This window comes from Spirulina sp. 06S082 (assembly GCF_034932145.1).
Lineage (GTDB): Bacteria > Cyanobacteriota > Cyanobacteriia > Cyanobacteriales > Spirulinaceae > CCY15215.
In genome coordinates, this window is the sequence record NZ_JAYGHV010000411.1 from 1 (window position 1) to 14,683 (window position 14,683).

Consider the following 14,683-nt stretch of genomic DNA (forward strand, 5'->3'; position numbering starts at 1 on the left):
CTGGATTAGACCGTGACAGAACAACAGAGCTACAAAGAAACCGTCAATCGTCCCAAAACTGACTTTAGCATGAGAGCTAATGCCGTCAAGCGCGAACCGGAATTGCAGCAATTATGGGCAGATGAGCAGATTTATGAAACCCTGTCGCGAGATAATCCAGGAGAGATTTTCGTGCTTCACGATGGTCCCCCCTACGCGAATGGGTCCCTGCACATGGGTCACGCTCTCAATAAGATTCTTAAAGATATTATTAATAAATATAAAATTTTGCAAGGGCGCAAAGTTCGTTATGTTCCAGGTTGGGACTGTCACGGACTGCCTATTGAACTTAAAGTTCTGCAAAAAATGAAGCAGAAGGAACGAGAAAAGTTGACTCCTTTATCTTTGCGTCAAAAAGCCAAAGAATTCGCGATCGCGGCGATGGAAGAACAGCGATCGGGATTTAAACGCTACGGTATTTGGGGAGATTGGGACAATCCCTATTTAACCCTACAATCGGAATACGAAGCCGCCCAAATTGCTGTTTTTGGCAAAATGGCACTGAAAGGCTATATTTATCGCGGTTTAAAGTCAGTTCATTGGAGTCCCAGTTCCAAAACTGCCCTCGCGGAAGCAGAGTTAGAATACCCAGAAGGTCACACTTCTCGCAGTATCTATGTGGCTTTTTCCATGTTAAAAGCTGCCCCAGCAGTTGAGGAAAAATTTGCTGAATTTTTGCCCAATTTAGGAGTAGCAATCTGGACAACAACTCCTTGGACAATTCCTGCTAATTTGGGTGTCGCGGTTAATCCTGAATTAACTTACGCTGTGGTGGAAATGGCGGGGGAAATTACTACTCCTAAATATTTACTCATTGCTGAGGGTTTACAGGAGAGATTGAGTGAAAAACTAGGCACAACATTAACAGTAAAAACAACAGTTAAAGGGGCAGAATTAGAAGGTTGCACTTATCAGCATCCTCTCTTCGATCGCGAGAGTAAAATTCTCATTGGTGGCGACTACGTGACCACGGAATCAGGGACGGGTTTAGTGCATACGGCACCCGGTCACGGTCAAGAAGATTTTATCGTGGGACAGCGCTACGGATTGCCTATTTTGTCTCCAGTTGATGAGAATGGAAACTTTACTGAAGAAGCAGGAAGATTTAAAGGTTTAAATGTTTTAAAAGATGCCAACGGCGCAATTATTGAAGCCTTAATGGAAGCAAATTCTTTGCTTTTAGAAGAGTCCTACGTGCATAAATATCCTTACGATTGGCGCACCAAAAAACCGACTATTTTCCGGGCAACAGAACAATGGTTTGCTTCTGTAGAAGGGTTTCGAGAAGAAGCATTAAAGGCGATCGCAGAAGTGGAATGGATTCCCTCTCAAGGACAAAATCGCATCACTCCAATGGTCAGCGATCGCGCAGATTGGTGCATCTCTCGTCAGCGTAGTTGGGGAATGCCCATTCCTGTCTTCTACGATGAAGAAACCAACGAACCTTTAGTAACTCAAGAAACCATCGACCATATCCAAACAATTATCGCCAAAAATGGCTCTGATGCGTGGTGGAAACTATCAGTCGAAGAGTTACTTCCCGAAAAATATCGCAACAATGGTAAGACCTATCGGAAAGGCATGGATACAATGGATGTTTGGTTTGATTCCGGTTCTTCTTGGGCTGCTGTTGCCAATAACCGAGAAGAATTAAAGTATCCTGTAGATATGTATTTAGAAGGATCGGATCAGCATCGCGGTTGGTTTCAATCTAGTTTGTTAACTAGCGTTGCAACTAATGGAATTGCTCCCTATAAAACCGTATTAACCCACGGATTTGCTCTCGATGAAAAGGGATACAAAATGAGTAAATCCCTCGGTAATGTCCTCGATCCCAACATGATTATTAATGGTGGAAATAATAAGAAAAAAGAACCCGCTTATGGTGCCGACGTACTGCGTTTATGGGTTTCTTCCGTAGATTACTCTAACGATGTTCTGATTGGCAACAATATTATCAAACAACTTTCCGATGTTTATCGCAAGATTCGCAACACATCGCGATTCTTGTTGGGAAATTTACATGATTTCGATCCAGAAAAACACGCCGTTGCTTATGAAGAAATGGCAGAACTCGATCGCTATATGCTGCATCGTATTGCAGAAGTTTTTGACGATATCACCGATGCCTTTAATACTTATCAGTTTTACCATTTCTTCCAGACGATCCAAAATTTCTGTGTAGTCGATCTATCCAATTTCTATCTCGATATTGCCAAAGATCGCCTCTATATTTCTGCCTTGAATTCTCCCCGTCGTCGCAGTTGTCAAACTGTCTTATCTATCGCCTTAGAAAGTTTGGCTAAATCTATTGCGCCAGTATTGTCCCATACGGCGGAAGACATCTGGCAATTTTTGCCCTATAAGACCCCATATAAGTCCGTCTTCGCCTCGGGTTGGTTGGAAATGAAACCTGAGTGGAAAAAGCCAAAACTTGCCGCTTCTTGGACGATTTTACGCGATATCCGAACGGAAGTGAATAAAGTGATGGAACAAGCACGCAGCGAGAAGGCGATCGGTTCTTCTTTAGATGCTAAAGTTTTAATCTATAGCACCGATACAGAATTAAAGCAATCTTTGCAAGCATTAAACCCAATAGAGAGTTTAGCCGGAAATCGCATTGATGAACTTCGCTATCTTTTCCTTGCTTCCCAAGTTGAATTAGTCGATTCTCTCGATACAATTCAAACAGCAGAATACAAAAGTGAATCCGATAATATTGCCATTGGTATTATCAAAGCCGAGGGAGAGAAATGCGATCGCTGTTGGAATTATTCCACTTATGTTGGTCAATCTAGCCAACATCCTTTGCTGTGCGATCGCTGCGAAGCGGCATTATCTGACACTTTTTAAGGTATTTAATGTAGGGCTGTTCAAGTGAATATTCCTACAAAATGCTAAATCCCCTCACTAATTTATGAAAATTAATGAGGGGGATATTCTTTTTCTAACGCTGAATTTCAGCGAAAATCTCATCCAAAATTTCCTTTGCACCTTTGCCTCGCAGAAGACCCGCTAGATCGAGTCCTAATTGTTCTGCATCGGTAGTTTTACCCCTTACCGTGTCTTTAATCAACCGCTTGCCATCCAAAGCGGCAACCATTCCCGTTAATGTTAGGGTTTCACCTGCGATCGCGGTATTAACCCCAATGGGAACTTGACAACCTCCTTCTAGTTCTCGCAGAAAAGAACGTTCCGCAAGGGCGCGATAAGTTGTCGGTTGGTGAGAAATTGCTTGCAATAAATGCAAAATCTCCTCATCTCCCTCGCGACATTCAATGCCTAATGCCCCTTGTCCTACCGCGTGTAGGGAAATTTCCGCCGGAATGACTTGATGGATGCGATCGCCCATTCCCAAGCGCTCTAAGCCCGCTACTGCCAAAATAATAGCATCATATTGTTTTTCCTCAGCATCCAATTTCGCCAAGCGCGTGTTGAGATTACCGCGTATATCCTCAAAAACGAAATGGGAGAAAGAATGCCGCAACTGTGCCAAACGACGCAGAGAAGATGTACCAATAATTGCTCCTTTTGGCAGAGTTTCCAAGGTTTTATCCTTGTGTTCTTTTCTCACTACCAACGCATCAGCCGGATTTTCTCGTTCCGTTACACAACCCAATATTAAGCCTTCCGGTAATTGCGTCGGCAAATCCTTCAAAGAGTGAACGGCAAAATCTGCACGTCCTTCCAACATCCCCACCTCTAATTCCTTGGTAAATAATCCCTTGTCACCAATTTTGGATAATGCCACATCTAAAATTTTGTCCCCTTGGGTACTCATTTCCTGTACCTCAAAGCTGCGATCGGGGAAGGCTTCTTTCAAGCGATCGCGCACCCAATGGGTCTGCACCAAGGCCAATTGACTTTTACGGGTCGCAATGCGAATAGAACGGGGAGGACTTGCAATAGTGGCGGTCATATCAAGAAAAAATTCAGTCACCCGATCTAGATTATCCTAATCCGACCCCTTCTCAATCTAATTTCCCAGAAGCGATCGCCAGCAAACCATTGCGATCGCCTATAGTTGGGAAATTATTTCTCAAAATAAAGAAAAATGAAGTTTTATTAATAAACCAAAGAGCGAGGTGCAAACTTAATTGAAATTTTATAAAAAAGCGATCGCCATCCGTGCTTATTCTTCTACGAAGGAATCTGTTACAATTCGTAATAATTAATTCTACCACAAAGCGTAAAGCATCAGTAAACCTCTAAACTCGCCACGAAATCGGTCACTAGCACACGCTACAAATCCACAACTCCTAGTAACAGACCGATTTCAGCACGAGTGAAGGGGTGAGCGCACCCCTTACGCTCATCAGCTATCCCCCGCAGGATTGTTTTTTACAGAAACTAGAAGTTTCAATAAAAAACAATCTTGAGTTTTAGTCCTAAAAAATCCGACTCTTTCAAGCCGGATGATATCGCCAATTAGCAAACCCTAAGATTTAAGCCTTGCCTTAAGCGCCCAGTAAAGATATTGAGCAGCACGTGCAGCGGTTTGATTTTGCAATAGAACCTTGTATCCCTTGCGATCGCGGATTCCCTTGACGATGCCTTTCAGTGATTTATTCTCCGCAACCAAGCCATCAATGCGCTTTTCAAGAATCTGCAAAGATAATTCCATCTGATTAATAATCATGTCGTCAGCACCTTTACGCCGCAGGGATTTAATGAAATTGCGCTGTTGGTCGAGGTAACGTTGCCCTTCACGATACTCCAATTGCAGAGGATTATCTTGAAATTCCTTAAGGCGGCGATCATAAAAATCACAGACCTTTTTAAATTCTGGTCCCTTGGGTTTAGAACGATGCTTGCAGCAAATAGCAGAAAAAACCCAGAGAACCAAACCCGTCCGAGTATGTTTTGAAGAACGTTCGCGCTTAGATTTCTCTGAAACTCCCGATGAATTTTCTACCATGCCTAAACCTAACCTAGATTTAAACAGCTCGAGGGATGAATAGTTCTCGAATGGATAAACTTGACCCAGAACAACAGCAACTGTTTTAATGCCGAAATTGAAACGTTCAAACACCTCCAAATAAGGTTGAAATTCCTCACGCTGCAATAATTCATACAATTCTTTTAGCATCTCCCATTCTTGCAAAGAACAATCGCAAACATTTTTCGCTAAATGCCGAGAGAATTGGCTAATTTCGATATCGTATTGCGTAGCGATCGAACGCGAACGAAGATTATTGTAAGTTGTATCGCCAGAAGTATGATCAGCGCGTTCTATTCCTGCAATCCAAGCATAAAGAGGTGGTAATCCGTCAGTTTCAGATGGTTTGATTTCCCTCAAAGCCACTTCAGGAAACTCGTGAGCCAATTGCTGTTTAAGTCGATTCTCAGAAGGTGATTTAATGCGGTTTAAAGCCTTCAATTGCAGTGACATTTCGCGGATACGAGCGATCGCCCCTGGTTCAAACCTGACAAAAGCATCTTTATTATTACGATAGCGCAAAGCATAAAGCGCCAAAAGAAAAGCATCTAACTGATCGGTTTTGTCTTTAATTGATTCTAACTTGCGTAACTGTTTGACTTTATCATGCCCGACCCAAAGAATAGGAATCCTTTCCTTCTGGCAGATAATGGCGAACAATTTAGCGTAGTGAATTCCCGATGGTTCTAAAACTAATGCTGGGTTCTGTTGAGACTTGAGAAGATCAATGAGATTGGAAATTCCTTCCGAATCACCAAAAAAAGTTAGCGGATCATGTTTACTAATCCTGCGTTTGTTGGCACGATAATAATCCCTCGGGCTTGACGGTGCTTCATGCAGCAGCCAGCAGACGATACGATCTTTGCATACGTCAGCGCCCAACGCGGTTACGTTAGTTACCATTATTATTCAATTTCCTATTTTAATTGTGAGGATATGTAGCTAATCCCCCTACACAAAGGCGGCTCTTTAATTCCTCTAAAACCACAAAAAGGGTCAAATTCTTCTCATACCAACCTTGGGGTTGAACCCAGCAAATGAGCGCGGCCTGAATAAGCAAAAACCAAATCCTTAAGTAACCTTAAAAATCGGCCATATTTCTTTAAAACCAACAGTCCTCATTTGCTCAGTTCTTGACTGTCCGAAGACATCCAAACGGTTAGGTAGCTACTCCTTCCCGCGACTTTCCCGAGGGGGAAAGTTTCGCTTACTGGAGTTTAAGTAAGCTCATCAGGCGGATTGTTATTCAGATTCAAGAGATTCAAGATACTCAGCATGATCATCAAATTCCTTACGAACTTGAAGATTCTGCTCATAAGTCAATAAGTGACTCGCCCAAATTGCAGAACAAGATGTCTGAATTTTAAGCAACTCCGCATTAGTCGATCCTAGAAGTTCTACAACCGAATCAGCAAGAGGATCGTTATCAGTAAGTTGAAACATCAAATGCCGAGCAAGATCAATGGCATTAACAAAAAGATTAAGAATCTCATGTGAAGAAGTGGATTGACTCCGAGCAACAAAAACGTCCTGATGAAGTTGATCAATTTCAGCAACCAGTTCATCACGATAGATCCGAAGCTGTTCAACTTCGTTTTCCAGTTGAGTATTCATGGTTATAATTGAAGTAAGTTAATTAGTTGGCTATGCGCTTAACGCATGGCCGATTTTCTTTTGCGCTTCGATACAAGCATCGATAACTTGCTTGGCACGCTTGCCCCGCAGAATTTGGCGATCTTGATTCGTGTAAGTAATCGTTACCGCCAGAAGCCCTTGCTTACTTTCGTTAACAATGGTGTTGACATTGGCAAGATTGAACCAAAAACCGGGCAGTCGATTCTCGGATTCGATGTAGATCATGTAAGCCGAAGGAGTTTTAACCATCAGAACGGTACTGAGATCAGAATTTGATGATGTCGATTTCTCGGTCATCCTCTTGGGTCTGTTTAACGTCGGTTGTTTTTTTGTCATTGGTTTTAGGTTGCTTTTTAGCCTTGTACTCGCTCAAGAGACGTTCGCATTCCTGGTCGAGTTGGGGGTAAATCTTCGCGATCGTCTGATGAAGATCGAGATCAAATGAAATTTGATTAACCTCGTAGTCAGCCTCAATCACCAATGGTTGATAGGGTTGAAGCATGACAGTACGACGGATGCGAACATTAACCAAACGTGGATCGGATTGTTGCTGCATACAGTTATGGATGATTTTATTTTTACGGTAAAATATTGAGACACGAGCGAGTTTGGTCTACCGGTTCTCTCCGGGTGCTGTTCTCTCAACTATCCATATTATTACATGGTTTTTTCAAAAAATCAATATTAAAATATGGATAATCTAAATTTTTATCTACTTCTATCACAATAGAACAAATGAACCTGAAAGAAACCATCAAAATGATGGGCAAGACACAACGAGGACTAGCAGAAGAATCAGGCATCAAAGAAGTCACAATAAATCAATGGGTAGCAGGAAAAGCAATCCCCAGACTTGATTACGCGGTTGTGGCAGCCAAACACCTCAACATCACCGTAGACAAGTTGGCGGAAGTGATGAATATCAACGAGATACAAGAAAGCGATCGCGAAGAATAAACTTAAAACTATATCTATATACACTTCTTAGGCATCAAGATTTAAACTTAATTGCCTTGGCCTTTTTTTGATGTCTTCAACACACTCCCTAAGAAATCGCTTCCCTCTCGTTCGGCAGCTTTCAGCCCAATTAGAAAGACTAACCGCAGCTGAATATTTATTGTTACCACACCAGCACCCTGCAATCTTACACATTTCTTGAAGCCTTTTTTTTGTGTAATTTGCAACCAAAACATTTGGTTATAATCCATAGAGCCAAAGCACATAACGAAGTCGAACAATTTTTAAAATCCGATTAACTAAAATCTCCTTTTTTCCTCTCGAAGAAACCCCCAAGAGATCAAGAAATATTTGTAATTGTTTATCAGTCAATAAGTTTAGTTCTTCTCGTTTCCAAGTAAGCGGGTCATCCCAAATCAACTGCTCAAAAGGTCGCATATACCACTTAATATTACTAGGTTTTTTACAATTTTACCATAAAGAATCTGTTCTCTACCGTCAGGGTGAAAACAATAACACCATATTTTTGACCTTTTTTTATCGTAAAAAACTAACCCAAAAAAAAGTAATATCACCAAAACCAAAATCAATGCAGAAGTTCTAAACCATCGAATTTTCATTTTTTATCCAAAATTGAAACGATATGTTCAAAAAGATAACAACATAACGCACCAGTAACAAAACCCAATGTAAAATCAGAACTATAAATCATGTGTGAGACTGCGAAAACCCAAGAAAGCCAAAACAAAATCCAACTAATCATTTTGATTCCTCATTACTTTTACCTCTACGCTCTATAAACCTAAAAACAGGACTGAGAATAGAAACAGAATTACTTTTATCTCTACGCTCTATAAACCTAAAAACAGGACTGAGAATAGAAACAGAAACAAGAAGAGTAATGCCAAGAACAAGAATAACAAAAATACCCGAAGTTAAAAAAAGCATATCAAGATTAACTTGGCACTGGAAAGGATTAATCCCTGCCGCTTGACATTCTTCGAGAAACTGTTCGCGATCGGATTCATCAATCATTTTGATTCCTCATTATTATTGTAATTTTCAAAACTATCCAAAAGAAATAAGATCCCATATTTCCTCAGTAAGACTTTGTAGTAAATCTTCATCACCTACATCACAAAGTAACTCTTGCAACTGGGTATCAATCAGGTCAATAGTAGAATCTATATCGTAAGACATTTGGGAAAGTTTGTAAGATTCTCTTGACCAGTCAATCCAGTTAGAATTGATTTTGAGAAATTTCTCTAGCTTCATTAAACACCCCACAAAGTTAACTGAACAGAATTAGGATAGGTTTCAACCGGATCTGGAGTAAAGGAACGCCAGTAAAAACCACGATGAAAAAACCAATTAAAAAGAGATGAAAGAAAATTATACTTACAAAACTGAAGATTTTGATACCAAAAATCGTTAAAACTCACAGCAGCCTTATCTTCCTCTGTTAGTTCGATTGGTTCTTCCAAACCTAGGAAATACTCAACATCAAACAACTCAAGTTGAAAATCATCACCAATGCGATCGACACAGAAATCATAAATCTGTTGAAATAAGTCAGGACAGCAGCAATCAATACGACTCAAAGCCAAATTAGCAATAGTTGCAACCCGTTGTAAATTAACATCAAAAGGAAGCAAAGATAAAATACGCTCGATGAGACGTTGAGCCCAGAAACGGCTACCATTCTTGTTGACTTTCAAGCGGCGATCGAACGCTCTTTTAGCCGTAACCTTAATTAAATCAATTAATTCATCTGTATACATTTCATCTATTTCCAACTCTTCAATAAGTATAACACAGATAACCCCATTTTCTTTCATTAGTTGGGGTCTATTTATATTGTACTTTTAATGTACTATAAATTCTGACCCCTGTATTACCCTAGGGGGTCAGAATCAACAACTCAATGCGCCCCCACGCCGCTCTAAAGTCACGGCGATGGGGGCGCATTTGAACAAGCAATGATTGAAAGATTAAGCCTCCACAATAACAACACTGGGATACATTTGAAATAAGCAATAATCTAAAGATTACAATCTAAAGATTACGCCTCTAAAATCACAGCACCGGGGTATCAATGTTTTAAAGATTGCGCCACGCCTGAATAGCAATACCAATCCATAAAGGATATTTTAATAAAGAAAACAAATCGGCGATCGGACACAACTCAAAATCTTTAGCAAAAAAGGTATAAACAGGACAACGAGCAACACCAGAAGATGATCCACCATCCAAGCCAGAAAAAATATCAAAAGGAAATTTTTCGCTAAAAACTTCTAAACCATAAACAAGAAAGTTAGGTTTTTGAGAATAGTCAGGGATAGGATCGCCACCATTATTACCACCACCACCACCAACATCACCATTATTACCACCACCACCATCATCACCATTATTACCACCACCACCAACATCACCATTATTACCACCACCACCATCATCATTACCATCATTACCATCATCATTACCACCACCACCATCATTACCATCATTACCACCCTCTTGAACCTGATCGGATAAAACAGCCAAAATATCAGAGGTAGTACCACTAATCTGTTCAAGAATAGACTTTAAAGCATTAATACACTCACACATCACATCCCCACAAGAAGGTTCTGGGTTTGGGTCTAGATTAGGATCTGGGTTTGGGTCTGGATTAGGATCTGGGTTTGGGTCTGGATTAGGATCTGGGTTTGGGTCTGAACCTGACCCTGGCAATGGAGAATCTGGCTGACAAGAATTAACACCACCAGACTTACAAGACGAACTAATAAGAATAGCAGGATAACCAAATCTAGAAGCAAGATCAGTTAATAAAGCATCAAGAGTAGGAAAATAAACACCAGTAAATTGCTCAGTCCAACCTTTAACATTTTGAAAAAGCCGATGCTCAAAAGTACCAGCATCAGGAACATGAGTTTTATAAATAGCCGAACAATAACAAGGATAAGCTGGATTAGGATCTGGGTTTGGGTCTGGATTAGGATCTGGGTTTGGGTCTGGATTAGGATCTGGGTTTGGGTCTGGATTAGGATCTGGGTCTGGGTCTGGGATTGGAACTGGGTCTGGGTCTGGGTCTGGGTCTGGGATTGGGCAAAAACTAGGCATAAAATAATGCAAATAAGCATTAACAAGAGGGTGCATCATATTGCAAAAGGGACCATCATAATTAACACCAGTCAAAGGATGAATTCCAAAAGGATCAGCAATAGTCGCAGAAACAGGAACAGAAAAAGAAGGAAAAGCCAAAAGAGAACTCAAAAAGAAAACAGAAAAAACATTAGAAAGTCTCATAGTTAAGAAGCCTTAAAAGGTAATAATCGATAAACTTTGACGACTAATATCAAAAGAGCCATTAAAGCAAAAGTGCCAGCAATATCATAAACAATCTGACGACCAACGGCAGGCAAAGAGTCAGAAATAGAATTCAAAACTGTAGCAATCTGAAAACGCTCAGGAGTCTCAGGGAAAATTGAAGCAATTAAATCAATTAAGCCACAAACTAAAGTATTGAAAAATCCCCCAGGATTACGAACCGCGCCAATCAACGTGGCAAAAAAACCAGACAAAGCAATGAAAATAGCTGTTATCGGTGAAAATAGACTCCCAAGAAACTTAAACATCTGATTAAACATCTCGATTAACCTCCTTTAAAGAGAAGAAAAGAAAACAAATGTAGAGGATAAAGCCAATAAAATAACTTGCGATCATCCAAACCTCGACGATTATTATAAAGAGCAATAAAAAAGAGAGACAGTATAGAAACAGGTTGAATTATCGATAAAGTTTCAAACAACCCCCAAATCTGTATAAGAATGAAAATGAAAATGAAAACGAAATTTATTCTATTCTTAGATAAATAATAGAAATAAACAACATTAAAAATTCCGTAAAGTCCATATTCTAGAAGACGAAAACCAGATAAGACCGTAACCGCAAAAACTAAAAAAATAAACCATTGAGACTGAGACTCAAACAGATCAAGCAATAGTAAGGAAAAAAGAAAGGTAAATAATATGTTCAATTGTTGAAAAGGAAAATCACCTTCATTCAAAAAAACATAATAAATAGGCTGAGTTAAAAGAGCAAAAAACAAAAGCCGAAACAAGTAAAAGCTCAAATTTTTAGTCTTCAAATAGCCCTGAGCAACAAGAAAAGCAAATAAAGGCATAGCCAAACGGCCAACAATGCGAAATTCAACGCGATCGGGAAAAAATAGAAAGCCAATATGATCGACCAACATTATCAGGAACGCAAGAAACTTAAGAGAAAAAGTAGACATAGTAATAGAGGAAAAACAGCATTAGACTCAGGCACGGATACAGGATCGGCAATCGGATCGTCAAAAATTAAGGTTTCAGAACACTCGCGGAGCAATTGGGGACAATCATCACGAATGTTCAAAAACTCTTGATTAGAGATTGGGTGATAATTGATGTAGCCAAAATTTCCCTGAGAATTAGAAACAAAAATAACTTGATTCTGAACAATTAACAGATCGCCCGCCAAGACAAAAGGAGACCCAGAAAGATAACTATTGTCGGAAATCTGAAAATCAAAGGCAGAACCAAAAATGCGATCGCCCTCATAATCCAAAATGAAAGTTTTATCGGATAGCCAACCAGTTCCACCAGTTCCGGATAAGCGACCTTGAGTTAAATGATAAGTAAAATATAAAATCATCTATTTCATGCTCCTAACAGAACGTACAGATTTTTTATTGTTAACAAATTTATGCAACCTTTTACTAGAAACAACCTCTAAACCTTTAGACGATTCCAAAAAATCATAATCATCAAAAAGACGAGGATTATATAGATCAGATAAAGGATCCAGATCGGGCAAATAATTAGGGTAAAGTTTTCTCTTGTAGTAAGTAGGAGAAAGATCGCATTTCCATAAAGTCACAATATCAATGGATAAAGGTTTATGTTGATCGCGTCTTTGCTGCAGATAGCTAACAACAAAAGAATCGGTATCAAGCCGATCAAACGACGAAAAAATATTAAAAATCATCTTATCTTCCTTTGTTAAAGTCCCAGATTCAGTTTTAGATGCGAACCCGAATCGAGTACGCAAAGGCCGAATCTTATTCCTAGGATCTTTAATCCAGTCAAAATAAGATGAGGCAGTGAACCAAAAAACATTTTTTACATACATAATAGGGCGACCAATATGAGCAGCATAACGACTCAAAGAGGAGCAATGAATAAAAAATTGAGTTAGCATCCTGAATTGTTTATCCACTTGCTCATCAAATTGGGCAGCCCAAACAATATCAGTCCCCTGTTTACGGCTCTGGGCCAAATCATTCAAAAACTTCATAGAAAGTTTTTGAAATTGTCGCGAGTTGAGAAATACACCCGCCTCATCCAATAAAACAACACTCTCAGGAATCATCAAAGCCTGAAGAATTTCAGGTGCATATATTTGAATAATGCCGCCATTCTCAGTTAAATAATTTAACCAAGGATATTTTATCGGCATCTGTACAAATTCAATATCAGAAGCATCGTTAGGATAAGTAAAAAACTTTGGAAAACATACAGCCAAAACGACATCAAGCCACCACCGCAAAACAAGAAGTAAATTAACTAAAATCACAGCAAGAAGATTACCCCATAAAAAACCGTAGCTGGGTTGAGAAGCAAATTCTTTAAGAGCATGACGATTAATTGCAAAATTAGCAACGATCTGCTTTTTCTTTTTTTCGGCAGTTAGCAAACCTTGCTTTAATTGCGTCCAACTCTTACCAGAACCAATATCGCCAACAATTCCATAAATGCTCATGACAGTTCAAGAAACCGGGAGGCCAAACCCGGATAAAAAACAAAAAATCAATAACTACGGCATCAAACGACCAACGATGCGGAAAGCATAATAAACAGTCAAAACAGAAATAGCCAAAGTGATAATAGTGGTCACAATGGTACCCAAGTCATTGACCATAGTATTAATTTGACCTGTAACCGCTTTTGATTGATGAGTCTGAGTAAGAACATAAGTCCCAACCCCCACAGAAGCCGCGCCAATCAACAAAGAACTATCAAGGGATTTGGTAGATTTCTTGCGATCGTCGAAACAAGAATCATCAATCAAAGCATAATCGTCAAAAACAACACCCGAATCGGAAGAATAAGGATTCAAAGCCAAAGAACGTTCAAGAGCAGAAATATTCTCATCAGAAACGCGATCGCGATCGAGAACAGTAACGCCCGAATCATTAAGAGAAGAATTCAAAATCATATATTCTTCAAGAGTCATAATAATCAAACCTCCTTAAAAGGTAAAAATGGAAAATGTGCGGATTTACTGCGACGACACCCCGCAGGAAAATCTAACTTTTTAAACGAGAAGAAAGAGGAGTTGTAGAAGGTGCAGAAGGTCCACCAACTCCCATACGCTCAGAAAGATTAGTGTAGGGCGTAGAACCAGAGGTATAAGGATTCACAGACCCAGCCTGAGAAGAAGGTGTAGCTTGATGACCATTGCCAGAAACGCCAAGAGCAAACCGCAAAATAGAAATAACAGCGAAAAGAGCGAAAAGCCCTGTCCCAGCAGATACCCCCCAACCAACAGCTACAGACATTTGAGTAGAGACCAATTGAACAATTTCAGCAGACGTTGGAACATTAGCCTGGCTCATAATTAATTAACCTCTAAAAACAGAAATAATCGTCCCGACAATAATCAACCCAATCATAGCAGAAGATAAAGCAAGAACTTGAGGCCAAGCCATATCATAAATTGAAGCATTAAATTGATTAGGATCGGGAAGAAGGTTAGAAGAAACAGTAGCGATCGTATTCATATAAAGAAGCTCCTAATAACTCGATAAGTTTGATGAACCAAAAAAATAGAAATGGATAAACCAACAAAGGTGTTAACTAAAGCGCCAGAACTGTTTTTAACAGCATCCATATCAGCAACCACCTGATTAACATCAACCGACGTAAGCAAAATCATGATTTGATAATTGTCCCTAAATAAAGAACAAAAGCATGAAAAGAAAAAGCTAAAAGAACATACCCAAAGGTCGAACCAAAATCAATCCAAAAAGCGCCCCAAGTCATAACTACCCCCTTTTAGTTAATA

The 14,683-nt window shown here is 39.7% G+C and carries 20 protein-coding genes; 2 read left to right on the plus strand and 18 right to left on the minus strand.

The genetic code is table 11. From position 1 onward, the window contains the following. The first annotated feature begins 12 nt into the window (after positions 1–12). Positions 13–2,892 carry an isoleucine--tRNA ligase gene (gene ileS / locus VB714_RS24895; RefSeq protein WP_323227681.1) on the plus strand — a complete coding sequence of 960 codons (2,880 nt, stop codon included), beginning with the start codon at positions 13–15 and terminating at the stop codon, positions 2,890–2,892. Positions 2,893–2,986: 94 nt separating this feature from the next. Here the strand turns inward: ileS and hemC are convergent, their stop codons facing one another. From hemC to VB714_RS24925, 6 genes are all read right to left on the minus strand, one after another. Next, positions 2,987–3,958, minus strand: coding sequence for a hydroxymethylbilane synthase (hemC, locus tag VB714_RS24900; RefSeq protein WP_323227684.1), 972 nt, complete (start codon positions 3,956–3,958; stop codon positions 2,987–2,989). Positions 3,959–4,010: 52 nt separating this feature from the next. Beyond that, positions 4,011–4,223, minus strand: coding sequence for a hypothetical protein (locus tag VB714_RS24905; protein WP_323227685.1), 213 nt, complete (start codon positions 4,221–4,223; stop codon positions 4,011–4,013). Between the two features lie 254 nt (positions 4,224–4,477). Next, positions 4,478–5,881: an IS110 family transposase gene (locus VB714_RS24910; protein WP_323227686.1), complete on the minus strand. Its 1,404-nt coding sequence runs from the start codon at positions 5,879–5,881 to the stop codon at positions 4,478–4,480. A gap of 339 nt (positions 5,882–6,220) precedes the next feature. Beyond that, the gene (locus VB714_RS24915; RefSeq protein WP_323227687.1) at positions 6,221–6,592 is read right to left on the minus strand and encodes a hypothetical protein; all 372 of its coding nucleotides are present in this window, start codon (positions 6,590–6,592) and stop codon (positions 6,221–6,223) included. 30 nt (positions 6,593–6,622) lie between these two features. Continuing rightward, entirely contained in the window at positions 6,623–6,862 is a 240-nt protein-coding gene (locus VB714_RS24920; protein ID WP_323227688.1) for a hypothetical protein, read from the minus strand. A gap of 16 nt (positions 6,863–6,878) precedes the next feature. Further along, the gene (locus tag VB714_RS24925) at positions 6,879–7,169 is read right to left on the minus strand and encodes a hypothetical protein (RefSeq protein ID WP_323227690.1); all 291 of its coding nucleotides are present in this window, start codon (positions 7,167–7,169) and stop codon (positions 6,879–6,881) included. 179 nt (positions 7,170–7,348) lie between these two features. Between VB714_RS24925 and VB714_RS24930 the strand changes: the two genes are divergently transcribed. Beyond that, entirely contained in the window at positions 7,349–7,570 is a 222-nt protein-coding gene (locus VB714_RS24930) for a helix-turn-helix transcriptional regulator (RefSeq protein ID WP_323227691.1), read from the plus strand. Positions 7,571–7,617: 47 nt separating this feature from the next. On the opposite strand, the gene VB714_RS24935 is transcribed toward VB714_RS24930, so the two are convergent. The 12 genes from VB714_RS24935 to VB714_RS24990 all read right to left on the minus strand — a co-directional run bounded on the left by VB714_RS24935 (position 7,618) and on the right by VB714_RS24990 (position 14,399). After that, entirely contained in the window at positions 7,618–7,851 is a 234-nt protein-coding gene (locus tag VB714_RS24935) for a hypothetical protein (RefSeq protein ID WP_323227692.1), read from the minus strand. Between the two features lie 478 nt (positions 7,852–8,329). Beyond that, positions 8,330–8,605: a hypothetical protein gene (locus VB714_RS24940; RefSeq protein ID WP_323227694.1), complete on the minus strand. Its 276-nt coding sequence runs from the start codon at positions 8,603–8,605 to the stop codon at positions 8,330–8,332. A gap of 33 nt (positions 8,606–8,638) precedes the next feature. After that, positions 8,639–8,845 carry a hypothetical protein gene (locus VB714_RS24945; RefSeq protein WP_323227695.1) on the minus strand — a complete coding sequence of 69 codons (207 nt, stop codon included), beginning with the start codon at positions 8,843–8,845 and terminating at the stop codon, positions 8,639–8,641. Then, the gene (locus tag VB714_RS24950) at positions 8,845–9,351 is read right to left on the minus strand and encodes a hypothetical protein (RefSeq protein WP_323227696.1); all 507 of its coding nucleotides are present in this window, start codon (positions 9,349–9,351) and stop codon (positions 8,845–8,847) included. Before VB714_RS24950 ends, VB714_RS24945 begins: the two co-directional genes overlap by 1 nt. Positions 9,352–9,670: 319 nt before the next feature. Further along, positions 9,671–10,882: a hypothetical protein gene (locus VB714_RS24955; RefSeq protein ID WP_323227697.1), complete on the minus strand. Its 1,212-nt coding sequence runs from the start codon at positions 10,880–10,882 to the stop codon at positions 9,671–9,673. 2 nt (positions 10,883–10,884) lie between these two features. Continuing rightward, positions 10,885–11,223 carry a hypothetical protein gene (locus tag VB714_RS24960; RefSeq protein ID WP_323227698.1) on the minus strand — a complete coding sequence of 113 codons (339 nt, stop codon included), beginning with the start codon at positions 11,221–11,223 and terminating at the stop codon, positions 10,885–10,887. A gap of 5 nt (positions 11,224–11,228) precedes the next feature. After that, complete coding sequence (locus VB714_RS24965) at positions 11,229–11,870, minus strand: TraX family protein (protein ID WP_323227699.1); 642 nt, start codon at positions 11,868–11,870, stop codon at positions 11,229–11,231. Further along, positions 11,834–12,271, minus strand: a complete 438-nt coding sequence (locus VB714_RS24970; protein WP_323227701.1) for a hypothetical protein — start codon at positions 12,269–12,271, stop codon at positions 11,834–11,836. Before VB714_RS24970 ends, VB714_RS24965 begins: the two co-directional genes overlap by 37 nt. Beyond that, the gene (locus tag VB714_RS24975) at positions 12,272–13,378 is read right to left on the minus strand and encodes a zonular occludens toxin domain-containing protein (RefSeq protein WP_323227702.1); all 1,107 of its coding nucleotides are present in this window, start codon (positions 13,376–13,378) and stop codon (positions 12,272–12,274) included. Positions 13,379–13,432: 54 nt separating this feature from the next. After that, positions 13,433–13,852: a hypothetical protein gene (locus VB714_RS24980; protein WP_323227704.1), complete on the minus strand. Its 420-nt coding sequence runs from the start codon at positions 13,850–13,852 to the stop codon at positions 13,433–13,435. Positions 13,853–13,925: 73 nt separating this feature from the next. Beyond that, a complete protein-coding gene (locus tag VB714_RS24985) occupies positions 13,926–14,234 on the minus strand; it encodes a hypothetical protein (RefSeq protein WP_323227706.1) in 309 nt (102 codons plus the stop codon). Positions 14,235–14,240: 6 nt separating this feature from the next. Next, positions 14,241–14,399, minus strand: coding sequence for a hypothetical protein (locus VB714_RS24990; RefSeq protein WP_323227708.1), 159 nt, complete (start codon positions 14,397–14,399; stop codon positions 14,241–14,243). Positions 14,400–14,683 lie beyond the last annotated feature (284 nt).

Bases quoted from the DNA above. Each gene is read 5' to 3' on its own strand.
- hemC (WP_323227684.1), bottom strand. From the start codon at position 3,958: ATGACCGCCACTATTGCAAGTCCTCCCCGTTCTATTCGCATTGCGACC.
- VB714_RS24910 (WP_323227686.1), bottom strand. From the start codon at position 5,881: ATGGTAACTAACGTAACCGCGTTGGGCGCTGACGTATGCAAAGATCGT.
- VB714_RS24915 (WP_323227687.1), bottom strand. From the start codon at position 6,592: ATGAATACTCAACTGGAAAACGAAGTTGAACAGCTTCGGATCTATCGT.
- VB714_RS24920 (WP_323227688.1), bottom strand. From the start codon at position 6,862: ATGGTTAAAACTCCTTCGGCTTACATGATCTACATCGAATCCGAGAAT.
- VB714_RS24925 (WP_323227690.1), bottom strand. From the start codon at position 7,169: ATGCAGCAACAATCCGATCCACGTTTGGTTAATGTTCGCATCCGTCGT.
- VB714_RS24930 (WP_323227691.1), top strand. From the start codon at position 7,349: ATGAACCTGAAAGAAACCATCAAAATGATGGGCAAGACACAACGAGGA.
- VB714_RS24940 (WP_323227694.1), bottom strand. From the start codon at position 8,605: ATGATTGATGAATCCGATCGCGAACAGTTTCTCGAAGAATGTCAAGCG.
- VB714_RS24945 (WP_323227695.1), bottom strand. From the start codon at position 8,845: ATGAAGCTAGAGAAATTTCTCAAAATCAATTCTAACTGGATTGACTGG.
- VB714_RS24950 (WP_323227696.1), bottom strand. From the start codon at position 9,351: ATGTATACAGATGAATTAATTGATTTAATTAAGGTTACGGCTAAAAGA.
- VB714_RS24955 (WP_323227697.1), bottom strand. From the start codon at position 10,882: ATGAGACTTTCTAATGTTTTTTCTGTTTTCTTTTTGAGTTCTCTTTTG.
- VB714_RS24960 (WP_323227698.1), bottom strand. From the start codon at position 11,223: ATGTTTAATCAGATGTTTAAGTTTCTTGGGAGTCTATTTTCACCGATA.
- VB714_RS24965 (WP_323227699.1), bottom strand. From the start codon at position 11,870: ATGTCTACTTTTTCTCTTAAGTTTCTTGCGTTCCTGATAATGTTGGTC.
- VB714_RS24970 (WP_323227701.1), bottom strand. From the start codon at position 12,271: ATGATTTTATATTTTACTTATCATTTAACTCAAGGTCGCTTATCCGGA.
- VB714_RS24975 (WP_323227702.1), bottom strand. From the start codon at position 13,378: ATGAGCATTTATGGAATTGTTGGCGATATTGGTTCTGGTAAGAGTTGG.
- VB714_RS24980 (WP_323227704.1), bottom strand. From the start codon at position 13,852: ATGACTCTTGAAGAATATATGATTTTGAATTCTTCTCTTAATGATTCG.
- VB714_RS24985 (WP_323227706.1), bottom strand. From the start codon at position 14,234: ATGAGCCAGGCTAATGTTCCAACGTCTGCTGAAATTGTTCAATTGGTC.
- VB714_RS24990 (WP_323227708.1), bottom strand. From the start codon at position 14,399: ATGAATACGATCGCTACTGTTTCTTCTAACCTTCTTCCCGATCCTAAT.